Raw genomic sequence first — 18,461 nt, 5'->3', positions numbered from 1 at the left:
ATGAATATTATTACACTCGATACAATCTATTATTTATTAGGTATTATTGTTACCTTTGTGGCGATCCGTGTCGCTTTTGATCGCCAGCATCCGAATCGCTTTGGTTCAAGTTTATTTTGGGCATTATTTTCTATTACATTTTTATTTGGAAATATCATCCCATCTTTTTATATCGGCTGTATCGTATTAGCGATGGTCGTTTTAGCATCATTGAATAAAGTAACGAAATCGAATGAAAAAGAAGCACCTACCGAAGAGAGAGTAAAGCATGCAGAAAAATTAAGAAATAAAATATTTATGCCTGCTATTTTAATTCCTATATTTACGATTATTGGTACGTTAACTTTAGGGAAAATAAAATTTGGAAATGTCTCCCTCGTTGATCCTGATAAGGTTACATTAATTGCATTAGCGCTTGGAGCTTTGCTTGCATTTGTAGCAGCAATGGGGATTACGAAAGCGAAAATAACAGCACCGGTGCAAGAAGGAAGTAGATTATTACAAGCTGTCGGTTGGGCAGTCATTTTACCACAAATGTTAGCTGCGCTTGGCGGTATTTTCGCAAAATCTGGTGTAGGTCAAGTTGTATCGGATTTAGTAGGACAAGTATTGCCGACAGAATATCCATTTGTTGCTGTTATGGCATATTGTTTAGGAATGATGTTGTTTACAATTGTCATGGGGAATGCCTTTGCAGCATTTGCTGTTATTACAGGCGGAATTGGATTGCCACTTATTGTTCAAATGCACGGCGGTAACCCGGCAATTATGGCAGCACTTGGAATGTTTGCAGGGTATTGTGGTACATTGTTAACGCCAATGGCAGCAAACTTTAATATCGTACCAGCGATGCTATTAGAATTAAAAGATAAAAACGCGGTCATTAAAGCGCAAGCGCCAATTGCGATTACAATTTTTGTGATTAATATGTTCATCATGTATGGGCTTGTATACAGATTTTAGTAGGGAGTGGGAATGGTGAAGAGAGTGTTATTAACAGGATTTGAACCTTTTGGTGGAGAGGAGGTTAACCCTGCTTGGGAAGCGGTACAGCAACTTGATGGACAGATACTGGGAGATTACAAGATTATAAGTAAGCAAGTTCCAACTGTATTTCATAAATCGTTACAAGTATTGGAGTCATATATAGAAGACGTTCAACCAGATCTTGTTATTTGTATTGGTCAAGCTGGCGGGCGTCCAGATATTACAGTGGAACGTGTAGCAATTAATGTGGATGATGCTAGAATTCCTGATAATGAAGGGAATCAACCTGTTGACGTTCCTGTTGTTGCAGAAGGGTCAGTAGCGTACTGGTCTACGCTACCGATAAAAGCGAGTGTGAAAAAACTTCGTGAAGAAGGAATTCCAGCTTCCGTTTCGCAAACGGCAGGTACATTTGTTTGTAATCATCTCTTTTATGGATTGATGCATATGTTAGCAAAAAATGAAAGTAAAGCTCGTGGAGGCTTTATACATATTCCGCTTTTACCAGAACAAGCAAGTAGTCACCCTGGGCAACCGAGTATGTCACTGCCTGTTATTGCAAAAGGAATTGAATTGTTAATACAAGTCGCATTAGAAGTAGAAAATGATATTGTAGAATGCGGCGGTACAACACATTAAGCAAAAATACAACACCTACTATGAACAACTGGTATAATATAGGAAGAAATATACATAGAGGTGAGAGTTATGCAGCAATACGAGGAAGTTCGTTCTGTTATAGAAAAAGCAAATAAAATTACGGTACTAACAGGTGCTGGTGCCAGTACGGAAAGCGGAATTCCGGATTTTCGTTCCGCAAATGGTTTATATGCAGATGCAAAAGTAGAAATGTACTTATCAAGAGGATATTATAATCGGAAGCCAAAAGAGTTTTGGAAACATTATAAAGAAATATTTCAAATTAATACGTTTCATCAGTATAAGCCGAATCGTGGACATGAATTTTTAGCAGATTTAGAACGAAATGGGAGAAATATTACGATATTAACCCAAAACATTGATGGCTTACATCAATTAGGTGGTAGTAAACATGTGATTGATTTACATGGCACACTGCAAACAGCTCATTGTCCAAAATGTAAAGCGAAATATGATTTGCAATATATGATTGATCATGAATTGCCTAGATGTGAAACGTGTAATTTTATTTTAAATCCAGATGTCGTTTTATACGGTGATACATTACCGCAATATCAAAACGCAATGCAGCGTTTATATGAAACAGATGTACTTCTTGTAATGGGGACTTCATTAAAAGTGCAGCCAGTTGCATCGTTCCCGCAAATTGCAAAAAGAGAAGTAGGGGCAACAACTATTTTAATAAATGAAGAATTAACAGGGCAAGAGTACAATTTTGATTATGTCTTCGAGCAGAAGATTGGGCAGTTTGTAGATTGTTTTAAATGATATAGGAGAAACAAGATAAGCGGTATTTATCTTAAGTATGGACGAGCGGTTTTAACTATTGATTAAAGCCGCTTGCCCACATTTTTTCCACCAAGTCTTAAAAAATCATCATACTGGTTTAGGGCGAATTGTTCCATGGATTTTATAACATGCGCATATACGTTAGGTGTCATTTACAAGTTGATGAACAAAGGGAAATATCTCTTGAAAAGATTGGAAATGAAATATGTAGAAATAGCAAAAGTATTAGGTGTTGTAGAAGGATCAAAAATTTGTATTTCAACTTTGTACGAGAGGACTAATTAAATAATTTCACATACCGCATTTAAAGGGAATAAAAAAGAATAATTCACATTTGAGGGCATTGATTATGTAAACGGAAGCACTTTTCCTATATAACCAGCGTCCTTTTTTATATAGAAGGATATTTATTAACATATACTTTTATTAATGTCTTAGTATATAGGTGTTGATTTAAAGTGGAAAAGATAGAAAGTTTTAAAATTTTTTCGGGTTATATTAAGGGGTATTTTGTAAATACCAGAATAGAAAGATAATTTGAAAATTAGCATAAGTTATTCTATGGACCTATCAAACTATGTGTAGTACGGATTTTGTTTTTCCGTTGTACCATTATGTAAGATAATAGGAGGGGTGTTGTGGATATAACGAAAACTATAGCGAGGATGACAATTGATGGGAAAGAAATTTCGTTTATTTCAGTGGGAACTTCCGCCTGGGATAATGGACCAGTAAATGATTTAATTGTTTCAACGAAGGAACGAATCAGGGAGTATTATACACTTCTATGGTCACAACAAACAGTGGCAATTGTAATACATTTTCTTCGTGGTGCGGTTCAAGTGAAATTTGCTAAAGTTATTGGGATCACAGATGATCCAACAGGAGAGTATATATATCATTTTTATTGGGGATAAAAAACAAATTCAACATTTCAGTGTGTTTAACTTTGATTAATAAATGAAGTAGTATCAATTTTCTTAGGCGCTACCGTGATCGGTACAGCGTCTTATTATTTATTGGGGAGGTAGTAAATGAATTGGATTAATAAATGAAGATAAGTTTTTCAGAAAAGGGTGTTTATCTCGTTTCCTTCTTTAAAATTTAAATTTTCATAATTTTCTTTATAAATACTATAAATTATATTATCTATGTGCTTTAATATAATTAACAGAAAAGATTTTCGTATCCAAATAAGAAAGTGTGGTTTTATTTTTACAGAATTTGTGGGCAATCATTTCCGGCTAATGAAAGGAAACGACTTTAAATGGTGAGAGAGGAAAGAAAAATGAAAAAGAAGGAATCAAAACGAAAAAAGAAAACCCATATTCCCTTCCGATTAAATGTACTATTTTTCTTTGTATTTCTTATGTTTTCAACGGTTATTATTCAGCTAGGTAAGGTCCAAATTATTGATGGTGAGACGTACAAAAATGAAGTGGAAAAAAAGGAAGAGAAAACGGTAAGTACTCCTGTCCCGCGTGGGAAAATTTTTGATCGAGAAGGGCATGCGGTTGTTGATAATAAATCACTGAGGACCATTACATATACAAAAATGAAAGGTGTTACTGGGGAAGAGATTTTACATACTGCAAAACAACTTGCTGGAATGATTGAAATGCCGCAAGAATCGATGGATAAATTAACAGAGGTAGATAAGAAAGATTTTTGGATGCAGTTAAATAAGAAGCGTGCAATAGCGAAGGTAACAAAGGAAGATGAGCAAAAGTTAAGAGCTAAAAAATTAGAAGGAAAAGATTTTGATAAAAAAGTAGAAGAGTTGAGAAGGGAACGTATTACAGCGGAAGAGTTAAAGGAACTTACCCCGAAAGATATGAAAGTATTAGCAATTAAAAGTAAAATGAGCGCAGGTTACAATATGATTCCAAAAGTAATTAAAAAGGATGTGAATCTTAAAGAATATGCAGTAGTGAGTGAACGTTTAGCAAATCTCCCAGGTGTTGATACAGCTGTTGATTGGGAACGTGAATATCCATATGGCAAAATACTTCGCTCTGTACTTGGGAATGTTTCTAGCGCTGATGAAGGATTACCGAAAGAACAGTTAGATTACTATTTAGTTCGTGAGTACAACCGCAATGATCGCGTGGGGAAAAGTTATATTGAAAAGCAGTATGAAGATACGTTGCACGGTATAAAAGAACAATCAAAAAACATAACGGATAAGGAAGGAAATATCATTCACACCGAACAAGTTGTAAAAGGGAAAAGCGGCAATAATTTAATGTTATCGATTGATATGGAATTACAGAAGCGAGTGGATGAAAGTATCGAAAGAAATTTAATGGCTTTTAAAGCTTCCGAGCCAATGATGGATCGCGCTTTCGTTGTTATGATGAACCCGAAGACAGGAGAGCTATTATCTATTTCAGGGAAAAAACTAGTAAATAAAGATAGAAATATGCAAGTGGAAGATTATGCGCTTGGCACGATGACGAGCTCTTATGAATTAGGATCAACAGTCAAGGGAGCTACATTACTAACAGGTTACCAAACGGGTGCGATTCAACTAGGAACTCGTTTTGTTGATGCGCCAATGACATTTAAAGGGACAAAACCAAAGAAATCCTGGAAAGATTTTGGCGACATTGATGATTTGAGAGCTTTGCAAGTATCTTCTAACGTATATATGTTTAACACTGCTTTACAGATTGCGGGTGTTAATTATGTACCAGATAGTCCGCTAAATATTAAACAAGAGGCTTTTAATAAAATGCGTTACCACTTCGGACAGTTTGGTTTAGGGGTTCCAACAGGTATTGATTTACCAAATGAAACAGTGGGACAAATGGGGAGAAAAGATCATATACCAGGATTTTTACTAGACTATTCAATCGGTCAATATGATACGTATACACCTCTTCAACTTGCACAATACATTTCGACGATTGCCAACGGCGGTTATCGTATGAAGCCACAAATTGTACAAGAGATTAGAGAACAATCGAATAAAGAGGGGGAAACTGGAAAAGTTGTTCAATCGATGGAACCGGTCATTTTAAATCGTATAGATATGGATATTTCCTATATAAATCAAGTAAAAGAAGGATTTAAAAAAGTATTTCAAGAAACTGATGGAACCGGTGTAGCCCACTTTCAAAATCTTCCTTATAAGCCTGCTGGAAAAACAGGGACGGCGGAAACTGTATACGGTGGCGATAGTGATGTAGGTAAAGATGGAAAGGGAAATCGAAAAAAATGCTATAACCTCACTTTAGCTGGCTATGCCCCTTATGATGCGGAACCAGAAGTTGCATTCTCTGTCGTTGTCCCGTGGGTAAACAATGATCAAGCGGGTATTAACTCTAAAATTGGAAGGGAAATTTTAGATGCTTACTTTGATTTGAAAGTGAAAAAATTCGATGGGAATCCAGTCCCTGTAGTACAGCCGAGTAAACCGAAATAAAAGGTTTTTGAAGGGGGATTTGTTTGGGCAAGAAAATTTATAATGGTAGATTTATTGCAAAATCAGAGGAGAGCTTTGTCGTATTCATAATTGGGATGCGTATAAATAAAATTTTCTCTTTCACAAAATGGATTCCTGTATTTAAAGCAATGGGCCCAATGATACGAGAATTATATCAAAATCCGGAATTAGGCTTTCTGCATACCGAATTCCTATTTAGCTGGCGGGGCGTAACACTTATCCAATATTGGAAGAGTTTTGAAGACTTAGAGGCATACGCTCATGGAAAAACACACGCTGTTGCTTGGAAAAATTTCAATACGAAAATAAAAAATGACGGCAGTGTAGGAATCTATCATGAGACGTATAAAATTCAAAAAAATGAATCAGAAGCTATCTATAATAATATGCCGAAGTTTGGACTTTCGAGTGCCTTTTCTCATATTCCAGTATCTACAGACACAAATACAGCAAGGGAAAGAATGAAGGAATAGTTACAAGTACGAATAATTTTGATTTACAAGCTTACAAAAAAAAGAGTTGTAATAGGTATTTCCTATTACAACTCTTTTTATTTTATATTTTTTGAGATTGAATGATAAAACGGTGTTGTTTCACATCAAAATACCCTTGTTTCATAATTATTTGATGTATTTTATACAATTCATTTATATATGTTTTTGTTGTGAAATCATGTACTTGCCACGGGATGGCTTGTAAATAATAGACGAGAGCGCCGATATCATAAAACCTTTGAACGGGAAATTCTTCGTTAAGATGTAAAACTTTAAAATCATTTTGCTGTATTTCATCTAGAGCTGTTTCTAAATTCCAATTTGCAAATTCAGGATTCAGTGGTACACCGAGAGCTTCATTGATTTCAACACAATCCAGTCCACCTACTTGTTGAGTAAGGAATACGCCATTTGGAGAAAGGATTCTCTTGACTTCGGAAGGTGAATAGGATTCATGTTGATTTAAAATGAAATCGAATTGGCCATCATCAAATGGTAATGCATGATCATCTGTTACTTCTACAACTTTTACCCCTAAAGGTTCTAGTTTCTTTTTGGCGATCGGAATATTAGGTGCATAACCTTCCGTCGCATAAATAGTAGGAGGAAAAGGGCGTAACAAGGATAAAAATTCTCCCCCGCCTGTTCCCATATCAAGCATAGAAGTAGCATGTTGTATAAGCGAAAAAGCCATGCTTCCGTAAGACCAAGAGAGTAATTGACTTTTCACGCGACCCGTTTCTGTAATAAAGGAAAAATCCCATCCGCTAAAACGCGCATTTGCATTTTCTAAAAGTGCTAAAAATAATTTGTCATTTTTCATGTTAAATCCTCCTGTTTATCTTATTAGAAATAGAGTGAATAAACAGTAGGGGAGGACCTCTAATTACAATATACGGTTGTTACGTTTCGTGTTCTAGTATGTTCATATGGAATCACTCCAGGAAAAAGTATGTTGTTTTATCTTCTAGATTTATAAGTATAATACCTTCTGAAAGCAAAAAAAGATGAAGCTGTATAGCGGTTAGGCAAAAGACTAACATGTCTTCTTGTGGAAGATTCAGTATGAGGTACCGGAATCCGTTCGTTTCTATAGAAGGGAAATGATGTAGTAAGAAGCATTCCTACATATAAGGAATTGTTCCATTATAAAAGTCCGTCCATCTGTATACATTTTTGAAAGGTGACAGAGGAATTTCGACAAAAAAGAAGAAATGATACGAGAGAATTATTTTTGAGTATATTCCCGATATCGTTCGCATGAATATCGCGAAAACAACGGGTTGTTCTCGTTTTGTATTCAATTACTTTTTTGCAAAATGGAATGATAGATATAAAGAAACAGGAAAAGGATTTACCTATGGTACTTGTTCTTCGCAATTACAATTATGGAGGCCATTAGCGATTGACGGAATTGGAGGAAGGATACGTATGTTTGATTTTGTTATGGGAGTCATAAGGTACATCATATTTGAAATGATAGTAGAGGGAATAGTAGAGGGTATTAGGTGGATCCGTGACAAGTGGCAAGAGCGGCGTGAAAGACGTTATTGGCGTTGATGTGAAATTGAAATAGAGACACAATGTGTTGATTAAACTTTTTTATAAGTTAGACTGTTAAGTGGAGGTAGTTCAAGACATTCGAAAATGAGATTCATGTTAGGTTTAAAGACAAAGGACTCATACTTAGCACATAACAAAATTAAATAGGTTATATTTTGTTTTAGAGATACAGTTATATGCAAACAATTGGTATAATTCTTATATAGTTGACTTAATCTTATAGAAGAATAGGTACATAGTGAAAACGAATAATGATTCAATTTTTTAGTACATCGAAAACTATGTTAGAAATTAATAATAGGGGATAATACAGAAGGAGAAATTCAAGGTAGTATAAAAAAGAAACAATTCAAAAGGGGACAGAAAATATAATGGTGGATGAACAACAAGAGTTGAAACAAGAATTGCAACAAATCAAAAATAACAATTATGCTGTACCAGAAGATGTAGACGCATATCCATATGCACAATGGATGCTAGATAGTATCGGATCGCCTGATGCTGATTTACGTGATGACTTGATTTACAGTACGATCGAGCGATGGATTACAGGTGAAGTATTTAGACAAAAAGAGTTACGAGGGCTATTATTGCAGACGCTTAGTCCTGATTATTTGTTTTATAAAATCGGTGAAAAAGGGACAGACTCTGTTTTTAAGCGCGCTTTCTCAATTTTAATTCCACCGCTTATTTTATCCGTTCATGAAAAAGAACCGTTTTTATCTGAAGAACAACTTTACAGCGTGGCAGAACAAGTTTTTGAATACGTATATTTAGAGCAAGACGTAAGGGGCTATGTAGAGGGAAAAGGCTGGGCTCATTCTACTGCACATGCTGCAGATGCGCTAAATGCTTTAGCACGTACGATACGAAATCGCGAATTTTCCCATGCAATCCTTGCTGCTGTTCGTCATAAGGTTCGTCTGCACGATTACGTATACATAAACTTTGAGGATGAGAGATTGGTGACGGCAGTCATGTCAGTATGGAACCAAAATATCTTAACCGAAGAAGAATGGAACAAGTGGCTTCATACCTTTACAATCATCGAAGAAGCTTCAGTTTCTCAAAATGATATTTTGGTACAAAACATTCGATCTTTCTTAAGAAGTTTGTATTTCCGAGCTTTAGAACAAGAGGGGAACTCTTCGTTTACGATTGCTATACGAGAGACTTTAAAAAAATGGCATAGATTTTAAAAGGGTCTTTGGAAAAGGTATGTAGATTCTTAATGGAATTTGTTCTTATGTAGCTATTTCAAGTAGTTGATGGATGAAGTGCACTTGATTAAAAATAGTTGTAGATTGCAGAGATGTTTTCGTACGTGAAAACATCTCTTATTTCTATTATTTGGAAATGGGTCGGGATTTTAGACATCCTTTCACAATCTAATGTAATTAGGTAACCAAAAATCACCAATGAAAAGTTCTTATATGAAATAAAAAAGCCGACTTTCAATCCATAATTCTGGAAGGAATAGTCGGCTTTTCTTAATTTCCACACTGTTTTTTGCTTATCTTAACCCAAAAGTTTTACGATTCTTTTTAAATTAACGGTGAATATGGCCATTGCTCCTTGTAATTCCATACCAATTAGACCCGAGGATGAAGCAACATCCCTCAAAACTCATTATTTTTATTAACTCCTTTGATGGTACTCGCTACCCCAATAGCAATGAGATTAATGCAATTACAGTTGAAGAGGATGAATGTCTCTTCAGTAAATTTTTATTTTTAGTTTACTGAATTAATTTATTTATTCACTGAACTTTTTTCGTTCTTTATATCGTAATAAAAAATGAGTGAATGTTAATAGTTATTGGAATCTTCGGATCCTTGAATTTCAATATGGGAGAATAGTGGTGGAAAAGAAAAATAAATTGAAAATTAAGTAAAAATAATATTGCGCTTGTTTTTTGCCTCTGATATATTATATTTAAGTAAAAATTCACTAAATTATTAATTTTATTTACTGAAAACAGAAAAAGGGGTAATCATATTGGTAACATTAAATGAAATTGCCAAAAAGGCACAGATATCAAAAACGACTGTATCAAGAGTGTTAAATGAGGATCAAACTTTATCTGTTACAGAAGAGACTCGGAAAAAAATCCTTCAGGCTGCAGAAGAGTTAGATTACATACCTAAAAAGCAACGAAATATAGAAAAAAAAATTACTAAACCTAAGCAGTACGGAAAAATTGGGCTTTTGATGTATCTTTCTCAGGAATCGGAATTTGATGATCCATATTTTTTGGCCATTCGTAATGGAATTGAAAAGAGGATGATTGAATTGGGAATTGAACTATCGAAAGTGTTGAGACCTCCTTTCAATAAAAAGGATCTAGAAGGATTGGATGGATTAATAGTAGTAGGAGTCATAGGTCAAGAGGAGGTGGAAAATCAAGTAAAGCAAGTACAACATTTAGTGTTTGTCGATGTATCTCCTGACGAACAACTATATGATTCAGTGGTGATAGATTGTGAAAAAGCTACTGAAAAGGTTATTCAATACTTATTGGATTTAGGACACAAAAAAATCGGTTATATTGGTGGTCAATCATATACCATTGGTGGATTGTCTGGAAAATTAGAGATTCATGATGTGCGAAAAAAAACATATGAAAAAATGCTAACGGAACAGGGATTATATAACCCGGAATATACTTATATTGGAAAGTGGAAAACGAAAGATGGCTTAACGCTAATGGAGGAAGCGATCCAATCAGGGAATCTCCCTACCGCCTTTTTCATTGGAAGTGACCCTATGGCCATTGGTGCTTTGAAAGCTTTAACGGATTCAGGATTAAAAGTTCCTGATGATATCGCAATCTTTGGATTTGATGGGATTGAATTATGCGAATTTGTTACTCCTCCATTATCCACTGTAAAAGTTCATACCGAGGAGATGGGGAAAGTAGCAGTAAATCTTCTAGTTGAACGCTTTGATGGAAGAACACTGCCATTAAAAGTGGTGGTTCCGACTAGTTTGATTATTAGAAAAAGTTGTGGGGGGTGAGGGGATTTGAAAAAATTTTAAGAAGGAATGAAAACGCATTCTTAAAGTTAGGTCTAAAGATTGTTTTACAAAAGACAAAATTCATCTTCAAAAAATGATAGGGGGGGTTTATGTTGAAAAAAAGAATATCGTTATTATTAATTATAGCTATTTCTTTTGGAATGGTGCTTTCTGCTTGCGGGAACAGTGAGAAATCTTCTAATCAAGGGAAAAATGGGGAGAAAGTATTACGCTTTGCTACATGGGATACTGGAGAGAGTCTCAAATATCAACAAGATATTGCGAAAAAGTTTGAAAAGGCGAATCCAGGAGTGAAAGTGCAAGTTGAAGCATATGCTGACGGGTTTGAGGATAAGCTGGCTGCTTCTTTCGGAGCAAAAAATCCCCCTGATGTCATGTATATGTGGAATTATCCAGATTACTATAAATCCCTGGAGCCACTTGATGACTACGTAAAGAAAGACAGTAGTTTTAAAACTACTTCTGACGATTTTTATACAAATATTCTAAATTATCACAAATTTGAAAATAAAACCTATGGATTTCCAGTTGGTTTTACCACTCGCGTCATTTACTACAATAAAAAACTTTTCCAAGAAGCAGGGGTACCTCTTCCGACTTCTGGTTGGACTTGGGAGCAGTTCAGTGATGCAGCGAAAAAGTTATCCAATCCTGAAAAGAAACAATATGGGTTTGTTCTCTCTTCCAAAAATAATTCATATGCATTCCAAGAATATGTATGGAGTAATGGGAGTAGTTTCATTAGTCCTGATGGCAAAAAGGTAGATGGATATATGAATAGTTCAAAAACACAAGAAGTCCTTAAAGACTTTCAACATATGATTGATGAAAAAAGTGCTATTGTGTCTGATAAAGTCGCTGAAAGTTTCAAATCAGGAAAAATCGCTATGATCGAGAACGGCATTTGGCCTTTAGAAGATTTTAAAAAGGCTGGCATGGATTTTGGAACTGTAGAAATTCCATCCTTTCATGGACAACCTTCAAAGGGTGTTATCCATTCTGCAGGAATTGCAATGGCCAAAGACTCTAAAGAAAAAGACTTAGCATGGAAATTTATCAAATACTTTGTATCAGCAGAAGCAGCAAAAATGAGAAAGACTGATATGCCAGTACTTAAGAGTGTGGTTTCCGAACAAAGTCATCAAAATGATCAGTTATTAAGTCCATTCTATTCAATGCTTGAAAGATCGTCAGATACTCCAGGCTTTTTACTTACAACTAAATGGACAGAAGTTGACAAAAAACTAGATCATGCAATTAGCAGTGTATTATTAGGGCAAAATTCAGCAGATAAAGCCTTGAATGAAGCGGTTAAATTAATAGAGCCTGCATTGAAAAAATAGTTTAAGAGAAAGAAGGGGATCATTTCATGATTATAAAAAGTGAAAATAAAATAACTCAAACGGTTCCCGAACGACCTATATCGATTCTATCGAAGATTAGATGGGGAGACCTTACTCCCTTTCTATTCATTTCTCCTTGGATCATTGGTTTCCTCTGTTTTACGTTCGGACCATTGGTTTTTTCTCTTATCATAAGCTTTTTTGATTGGCCTATTGTTGGAACACCAACGTTTATTGGTTTCAAAAATTATGTTGATATGTTTACAAATGATCCAGTGTTTTGGCAATCTTTAGGAGTTACCTTTAAGTTTGCTGCTATTTTAGTACCGTTAAACATCGGTATTGCTCTCTTGCTAGCTATGTTATTAAATCAAAAAGTAAAATGGCTTTCAGGCTATAGAACGATATTCTATCTTCCTACGGTTGTTTCGGGAGTAGCCCTTTCAATGATTTGGTCATGGATGTACGACGGAGAATACGGTTTACTAAACTATCTACTATCATTAATAGGCATTAATGGACCAAACTGGCTAAATGATCCAACCTGGTCACTCTTTGCCATCGTGTTTGCAGGTATTTGGGGACAAGGGACTATGATGCTGATATTCTTAGCCGGTTTAAAAAGTATACCGAAAGACCTATATGAAGCTGCAGATATAGATGGTGCAAGTAAATGGCACAAGTTCAGTAAAATAACACTTCCGATGCTGAGTCCAAGCATTCTGTTTAATGTCATTACTGCTATCATTTCAGCATTTCAACAGTTAACACTCGCACTTGTTCTAACAGGTGGAGGACCTTTAAGAAAGACGTATTTCTATGCGATGTATGTTTATGAAAATGCTTTCAAGTATTTTAAAATGGGTTATGCATCCGCAAATGCTTGGTTTATGTTCTTAATTATTTTGGCTTTGACATTACTGGTTTTCAAAACATCTAATACTTGGGTTTACTATGAAAATGAAATGAAAAAGAAACAAAAATAGGAAAGGAGGAATATGATGATTACGAGAAGTATAACAACGAAGGTTATTGTACATACAATACTGATTATTTTTAGTTTGATTTTTATCGCACCATTTATTTGGATGTTCATTACAGCTGTAAAAACTCCTGCTGAGACATTTGTATTTCCTCCGAAACTAATTCCGTCTCAGTTTGAATTTAGTAATTTTTATACAGCCTGGACTGTTTTACCTTTTACAACATTTCTGAAAAATTCTTTGATTGTTACAGGATTAGGCATCATTGGACAACTATTATCATCTTCTTTAGTAGCTTATGGATTTGCCAGATTCAATTTTAAAGGAAGGGACGTTCTTTTTCTAATTTTACTAGCAGGAATGATGATTCCCTGGGATGTAACTGCAATTCCCTTATATATGGAATTTAATCAGTTGGGCTGGATTAACACTTTAAAACCACTGATTGTTCCTACCTTTTTTGGATCACCCTATTTCATTTTTTTACTTCGCCAATTTTTATTAGGAGTTCCTAAAGAAATGGAAGAAGCAGCGCTCATAGACGGGGCGAACCATTTTCAAATTTTTTATCGGATATTCATTCCGTTAATGGCTCCAGTATTGGTGGTTGTCGGTGTGTTTCAAATGTTAGGCTCATGGAATGATTATTTAGGACCATTAATTTTTCTGAACGATCAAAGTAAATACACTTTAACGTTGGGACTCATGCAATTCAAAGGGATGTTTGGAGTTGATATGACTTCTATCATGGCTTCGACTCTATTAATTTGTATTCCTCCCATTATAGTATTTTTTATAGCACAGCGCTTTATCCTGGATGGCGTTCAAAATACAGGTATCAAATAATGTTTATTTCCTACCTGATCAAGGAAGACAGAAAGGGGGGAGTCGGCCGTGATCGCAAGGATTTATCATTTATTAGAATGGATTATGAAATTGTTATGTCTTAATTTATTGTGGATTGGATTTACATTGATTGGTTTTGGGGTGTTTGGATTATTCCCATCGACTGTTGCTATGTTCCAATTAATAATGGATTTGATCAACAAAAAGGATACAAAAATGGTAGCAACTTTTTGGAATTCCTATCAATCTAATTTTAAAAAATCGAACAAAATGGGTTTTGTCATCGTTTTAATAGGCTCGATACTTATGACGGATCTTTATTTTTTTCAAATGTATGACACCTTGGTAAGTAGGGTTCTTTCCCTTATGAGTTTGTCAATGCTTTTATTTTATGTAGTGAATTTACTCTATATTATTCAGACATTTAATCATTTTGAAGTAAAAACATTTCATTATTTTAAATATGCCACATTAATAGGCATAGCAAATCCGCTAAAAACGATCATGATCATCATCACTCTCATTCTGATGTCACTTCTTTTTTTAATATATCCAGGTCTATTATTCATGTTTGGTGGTAGTGGTATTGCACTAGTCATCGTATTGTTTACAAAAAATATTTTTGCTCGCTTAAAAGGTGTAGCTCTATAATTCAATATTCTAAAAAAGGAAAAGAGGAGGAGAGGCTATGATCGCACAAAAGGTAAACATTGAGGCCATTCATGAAGATAGTGTCAAAGTCAAAATTGATCAAAGAGAAGAAAATGGAGTTTTATTTGTTCATATCCATATAGGATCAGAACAATCCATTCAATTCCCAAAAATTAATTTAGTTTGGCATCACCCAATTGTTGATATTCAATCATATTGGCATCCAGGATCCTCCCGTAGTAAAAGTTTCGGTGTGGATTGGGATGGAGGTTTTTCTTCTAAAGCAACAGTATTAGCCCCGGTTGGCTGTTTCTATAATCAAAAAGGACAAAACAGGCTGGCTGTAGCATATTCCAATGCGATGGATACTGTTAATTTTAATTTGGGCGTCCACGAAGAAACTGGAACGATGAAAGCGCAAATCACATTATTTACAGAGCCATCCAAAGTTCGATCATCCTATGATGGAGTGATTCGAGTCGATATGAGGGATATTCCTTATTATCAAGCAATCCAAGATATTTCCGTGTGGTATGAGGAAATGGATGGATATGGGCCATCCTTTGTTCCAGAAACTGCGAAGCTTCCTATGTATTCGACATGGTATAGCTTCCATCAGGACATATCTGATGATGAAATCGAGAAACAATGTGAGATTGCGAAACAGTTAGGTTGTGGAGCTGTTATCGTTGACGATGGCTGGCAGACAGAAGATGATCATCGTGGTTATGCTTATTGTGGAGATTGGGAAGTGTCTCCTAAAAGAATCGTGGGCATGAGAGAACATGTTGAGAGAGTACATGATTTAGGGATGAAATATTTATTGTGGTATAGTGTACCATTTGTGGGAATCTATTCAAAGACATGGGAGCGATTCCAAAGTAAAATTTTATATTTCAGTGATCATCTCCAGGCAGGAGTTTTGGATCCACGTTACCCAGAAGTCAGGGAATATTTGATATCTACTTACGAAAAAGCTCTGAAAGAGTGGGATCTAGACGGATTTAAATTTGATTTTATTGATTTATTTGATTTAAATCGAGCGAAGGGCCAAGCAATTCAATTTGATCCAGAACGGGATTATGAATCCGTACAGGAAGCAGTGGATCGTCTATTTACTGATATTATGGAAAGTTTAAAATTAATTAAGCCATCCATTATGGTTGAATTCAGACAAAGATATATCGGACCTTATATGAGGAAATATGGAAATATTTTCAGGGTAGGAGATTGCCCGAATGATGCAATTACAAACCGTGTTGGTATTATGGATCTACGCTTGCTATCAGGAAACACTGCTGTTCATTCCGATATGATTATGTGGAGTCCAGAAGATACGACTGAAAATGCGGCACTGCAATTAATCAATGTTATTTTTGGTGTACCGCAATTTTCCATGCGTTTTGAAAAATTAAATAAAGATCATTTTGAAATGGCAAAGTTTTGGCTAGGGTTTTCGAAAAAATACCAAGACGTATTATTGAATGGTGATTTAAAGCCTACTGCACCGGAATTACTTTACCCGATAGTAGAAACTGTGAATGATTCAACCAGACTAATCGCCATTTACGCAGATGTTTGTATTAAGACTGGTACCAATATTCCCGAGGAATTTATTATTGTAAATGGCACTTTAAACGAGGGGTTCATCCTAGATTTAGAAAAAGATCTTGTCAATATAACAATTGAGACATACAGCTGTACTGGCAGATTAATCCGAAAACATAAAACCGATCTATCCAAAGGGTTACATAGGATGGAGATAGAGAAATCTGGAGTTCTAATTTTTAGAAAAGCCTAAATCGGATTATGGCTTCATGTTAATGAATGCTGGTATTCAACTAGAACAAGCTGTTTTTAGAAACACCGCAATGGGACAATTTTTTTCACGGATTTTTATTCTAAAAAGCCGATCCTAGTTGCTATAAATAATAAATAAAAATGATTCACGAGGAGGATAAAAATGTCGAAAATTACATTTATAGGTGCAGGTAGCACGGTATTTGCGAAAAATGTTCTTGGTGATTGTATGCTTGTTCCAGCTTTAGAGGAATTTGAATTCGCACTATATGACATCGATGTGCAAAGGTTAAAAGATTCCGAGAATATGTTGACCAACTTGAAAGAAAGCTTGAATAAAAATATTCAAATCAAAGCCTATTTAGACCGAAAGGAAGCGCTTAAGGACGCAAAATACGTCATTAATGCCATTCAAGTGGGTGGTTATAAGCCAAGCACAGTGATTGATTTTGAAATTCCTAAGAAATATGGTTTACGGCAGACGATTGCTGACACGGTAGGGATAGGTGGTATCTTTCGTAATCTCCGAACCATTCCTGTGCTGCTAGATTTTGCAAAGGACATGGAAGAGGTTTGCCCTAATGCTCTCTTTCTAAATTACACCAACCCTATGGCGGTATTAACAGGCGTGATGAATCGTTTCACAGCAATTAAAACAGTGGGCCTATGTCACAGCGTTCAAAGTTGTACAAGCGAACTATTCAAATCATTGGGCATGGATTCTGAAGGTGTTCAAGAAAAGATTGCAGGAATTAACCATATGGCATGGCTATTGGAAGTAACAAGAAATGGTGAGGATCTCTATCCAGAAATTAAAAGAAGGGCAAGAGAAAAGCAAAAAACAAAACATCATGATATGGTAAGGTTTGAATTGATGGATAAGTTTGGCTATTATGTGACCGAATCATCTGAGCATAACGCCGAGTATCATCCGTACTTTATCAAATCTAGATATCCGGAGTTAATCGAAAAATACAATATTCCCCTTGATGAATATCCGCGCCGATGTGAACAGCAAATCAAGAAGTGGGAAACTATGCGGGAGGAATTAGTCAATAATAAGGCATTAGACCATGTACGCTCAAAAGAATATGGTTCACGTATCATTGAAGCCATTGAAACGAATATCCCATTTAAATTTAATGGAAATATACTAAATACCGGAAGATTGATTAGCAACTTACCTGAAAAAGCCTGTGTAGAAGTTACGTGTATAGCGGATCGAAGTGGCATAGCTCCAACGTATGTTGGAGATCTCCCTGAGCAGCTTGCTGCATTAAACCGTACTAATATTAATACGCAGCTGCTAACCATTGAAGCTGCCATTACATGTAATCGAGAATATATTTACCAGGCGGCGATGCTAGATCCTCACACGGCCGCAGAATTGTCATTGGATGATATTGTTTCCCTTTGTGATGATTTAATAGAGGCACATGGAGAGTGGCTTCCGGAATTTAAGAAAAAAGAGGAGATTGCCTTCAACTTGTAGGATTTTATTTTAATCAAGTAAAACAACGTACAAAGCTATATCAATCATAAATGATTTTTCCTGCTATCAGCAGTTACGATCTCGAAACTACTAAAAGTAGTTTCTATTTGGAGGAATCACTAAATCTTATGCATTTATGCCGCGAAAGTCCCTTGACGATGGGGGTGTAGAGGCTCGTGGTCAAGGGAACCGTGGAATAAAAAGTGTAGGACAGATTTTAGCATAGGACAAAAAGAAAATTAAAATTAGAGATTCTGTAACTTTAAAATCGATTCTTTTCGTTTACTGTCAATGCGTGTCTATAAGATGCTTTTTATTAAACTTTAATTCAAAGAAACATATTGATAAAATTAGCTAAGATGAAGA

At 35.4% G+C, this 18,461-nt stretch carries 15 protein-coding genes and 1 pseudogene; 15 read left to right on the top strand and 1 reads right to left on the bottom strand.

Going from position 1 to position 18,461, the window contains the following annotated elements; translation table 11 throughout:
- From CN373_RS20190 to CN373_RS20165, 6 genes are all read left to right on the top strand, one after another.
- Window positions 1–963 (top strand): DUF979 domain-containing protein, encoded by a 963-nt coding sequence (locus CN373_RS20190; RefSeq protein WP_098360039.1) that lies wholly within the window; start codon window positions 1–3, stop codon window positions 961–963.
- Between the two features lie 15 nt (window positions 964–978).
- On the top strand, window positions 979–1,626 hold the full coding sequence (pcp, locus tag CN373_RS20185; RefSeq protein WP_111901897.1) for a pyroglutamyl-peptidase I: 648 nt from the start codon (window positions 979–981) through the stop codon (window positions 1,624–1,626).
- Window positions 1,627–1,695: 69 nt separating this feature from the next.
- Window positions 1,696–2,415 carry an NAD-dependent protein deacylase gene (locus tag CN373_RS20180; protein WP_111901891.1) on the top strand — a complete coding sequence of 240 codons (720 nt, stop codon included), beginning with the start codon at window positions 1,696–1,698 and terminating at the stop codon, window positions 2,413–2,415.
- Between the two features lie 659 nt (window positions 2,416–3,074).
- Entirely contained in the window at window positions 3,075–3,353 is a 279-nt protein-coding gene (locus tag CN373_RS20175; RefSeq protein ID WP_337678460.1) for a hypothetical protein, read from the top strand.
- 350 nt (window positions 3,354–3,703) lie between these two features.
- A complete protein-coding gene (locus tag CN373_RS20170; protein ID WP_098360036.1) occupies window positions 3,704–5,863 on the top strand; it encodes a peptidoglycan D,D-transpeptidase FtsI family protein in 2,160 nt (719 codons plus the stop codon).
- Between the two features lie 23 nt (window positions 5,864–5,886).
- Window positions 5,887–6,357, top strand: coding sequence for a DUF4188 domain-containing protein (locus tag CN373_RS20165; protein ID WP_000516703.1), 471 nt, complete (start codon window positions 5,887–5,889; stop codon window positions 6,355–6,357).
- 82 nt (window positions 6,358–6,439) lie between these two features.
- On the opposite strand, the gene CN373_RS20160 is transcribed toward CN373_RS20165, so the two are convergent.
- Window positions 6,440–7,201: a class I SAM-dependent methyltransferase gene (locus tag CN373_RS20160; protein ID WP_000786803.1), complete on the bottom strand. Its 762-nt coding sequence runs from the start codon at window positions 7,199–7,201 to the stop codon at window positions 6,440–6,442.
- Between the two features lie 437 nt (window positions 7,202–7,638).
- On the opposite strand from CN373_RS20160, the pseudogene CN373_RS20155 reads away from it, so the two are divergent.
- The 9 genes and pseudogenes from CN373_RS20155 to CN373_RS20115 form a co-directional block, all read left to right on the top strand.
- A pseudogene (locus tag CN373_RS20155) lies at window positions 7,639–7,761 on the top strand (helix-turn-helix domain-containing protein); the annotation flags it as partial.
- A gap of 554 nt (window positions 7,762–8,315) precedes the next feature.
- Window positions 8,316–9,140, top strand: coding sequence for a DUF2785 domain-containing protein (locus CN373_RS20150; RefSeq protein ID WP_098360059.1), 825 nt, complete (start codon window positions 8,316–8,318; stop codon window positions 9,138–9,140).
- A gap of 799 nt (window positions 9,141–9,939) precedes the next feature.
- Entirely contained in the window at window positions 9,940–10,959 is a 1,020-nt protein-coding gene (locus CN373_RS20145; protein WP_000258156.1) for a LacI family DNA-binding transcriptional regulator, read from the top strand.
- A gap of 113 nt (window positions 10,960–11,072) precedes the next feature.
- Window positions 11,073–12,323, top strand: coding sequence for an ABC transporter substrate-binding protein (locus tag CN373_RS20140; RefSeq protein WP_033664718.1), 1,251 nt, complete (start codon window positions 11,073–11,075; stop codon window positions 12,321–12,323).
- A gap of 26 nt (window positions 12,324–12,349) precedes the next feature.
- The gene (locus tag CN373_RS20135) at window positions 12,350–13,309 is read left to right on the top strand and encodes a carbohydrate ABC transporter permease (protein ID WP_000584616.1); all 960 of its coding nucleotides are present in this window, start codon (window positions 12,350–12,352) and stop codon (window positions 13,307–13,309) included.
- A gap of 15 nt (window positions 13,310–13,324) precedes the next feature.
- Window positions 13,325–14,152, top strand: a complete 828-nt coding sequence (locus tag CN373_RS20130; protein WP_000633018.1) for a carbohydrate ABC transporter permease — start codon at window positions 13,325–13,327, stop codon at window positions 14,150–14,152.
- Window positions 14,153–14,200: 48 nt separating this feature from the next.
- Entirely contained in the window at window positions 14,201–14,803 is a 603-nt protein-coding gene (locus CN373_RS20125) for a YesL family protein (protein WP_000561703.1), read from the top strand.
- A gap of 37 nt (window positions 14,804–14,840) precedes the next feature.
- Window positions 14,841–16,604 carry a glycoside hydrolase family 36 protein gene (locus CN373_RS20120; RefSeq protein WP_000561488.1) on the top strand — a complete coding sequence of 588 codons (1,764 nt, stop codon included), beginning with the start codon at window positions 14,841–14,843 and terminating at the stop codon, window positions 16,602–16,604.
- A 162-nt stretch (window positions 16,605–16,766) separates the two neighbouring features.
- A complete protein-coding gene (locus CN373_RS20115) occupies window positions 16,767–18,095 on the top strand; it encodes an alpha-glucosidase/alpha-galactosidase (RefSeq protein ID WP_000036636.1) in 1,329 nt (442 codons plus the stop codon).
- Window positions 18,096–18,461: the final 366 nt, after the last annotated feature.

It is taken from the genome of Bacillus cereus, assembly GCF_002561295.1.
In the GTDB taxonomy this organism is placed as follows: Bacteria; Bacillota; Bacilli; order Bacillales; family Bacillaceae_G; genus Bacillus_A; species Bacillus_A cereus_S.
This window is presented reverse-complemented; position numbering and strand designations above follow the sequence as displayed.

What these genes read in the sequence shown, in the direction of transcription:
- CN373_RS20190 (WP_098360039.1), top strand. Translation starts at nt 1, where the DNA reads ATGAATATTATTACACTCGATACAATCTATTATTTATTAGGTATTATT.
- CN373_RS20180 (WP_111901891.1), top strand. Translation starts at nt 1,696, where the DNA reads ATGCAGCAATACGAGGAAGTTCGTTCTGTTATAGAAAAAGCAAATAAA.
- CN373_RS20170 (WP_098360036.1), top strand. Translation starts at nt 3,704, where the DNA reads ATGGTGAGAGAGGAAAGAAAAATGAAAAAGAAGGAATCAAAACGAAAA.
- CN373_RS20160 (WP_000786803.1), bottom strand. Translation starts at nt 7,201, where the DNA reads ATGAAAAATGACAAATTATTTTTAGCACTTTTAGAAAATGCAAATGCG.
- CN373_RS20135 (WP_000584616.1), top strand. Translation starts at nt 12,350, where the DNA reads ATGATTATAAAAAGTGAAAATAAAATAACTCAAACGGTTCCCGAACGA.
- CN373_RS20130 (WP_000633018.1), top strand. Translation starts at nt 13,325, where the DNA reads ATGATTACGAGAAGTATAACAACGAAGGTTATTGTACATACAATACTG.
- CN373_RS20120 (WP_000561488.1), top strand. Translation starts at nt 14,841, where the DNA reads ATGATCGCACAAAAGGTAAACATTGAGGCCATTCATGAAGATAGTGTC.
- CN373_RS20115 (WP_000036636.1), top strand. Translation starts at nt 16,767, where the DNA reads ATGTCGAAAATTACATTTATAGGTGCAGGTAGCACGGTATTTGCGAAA.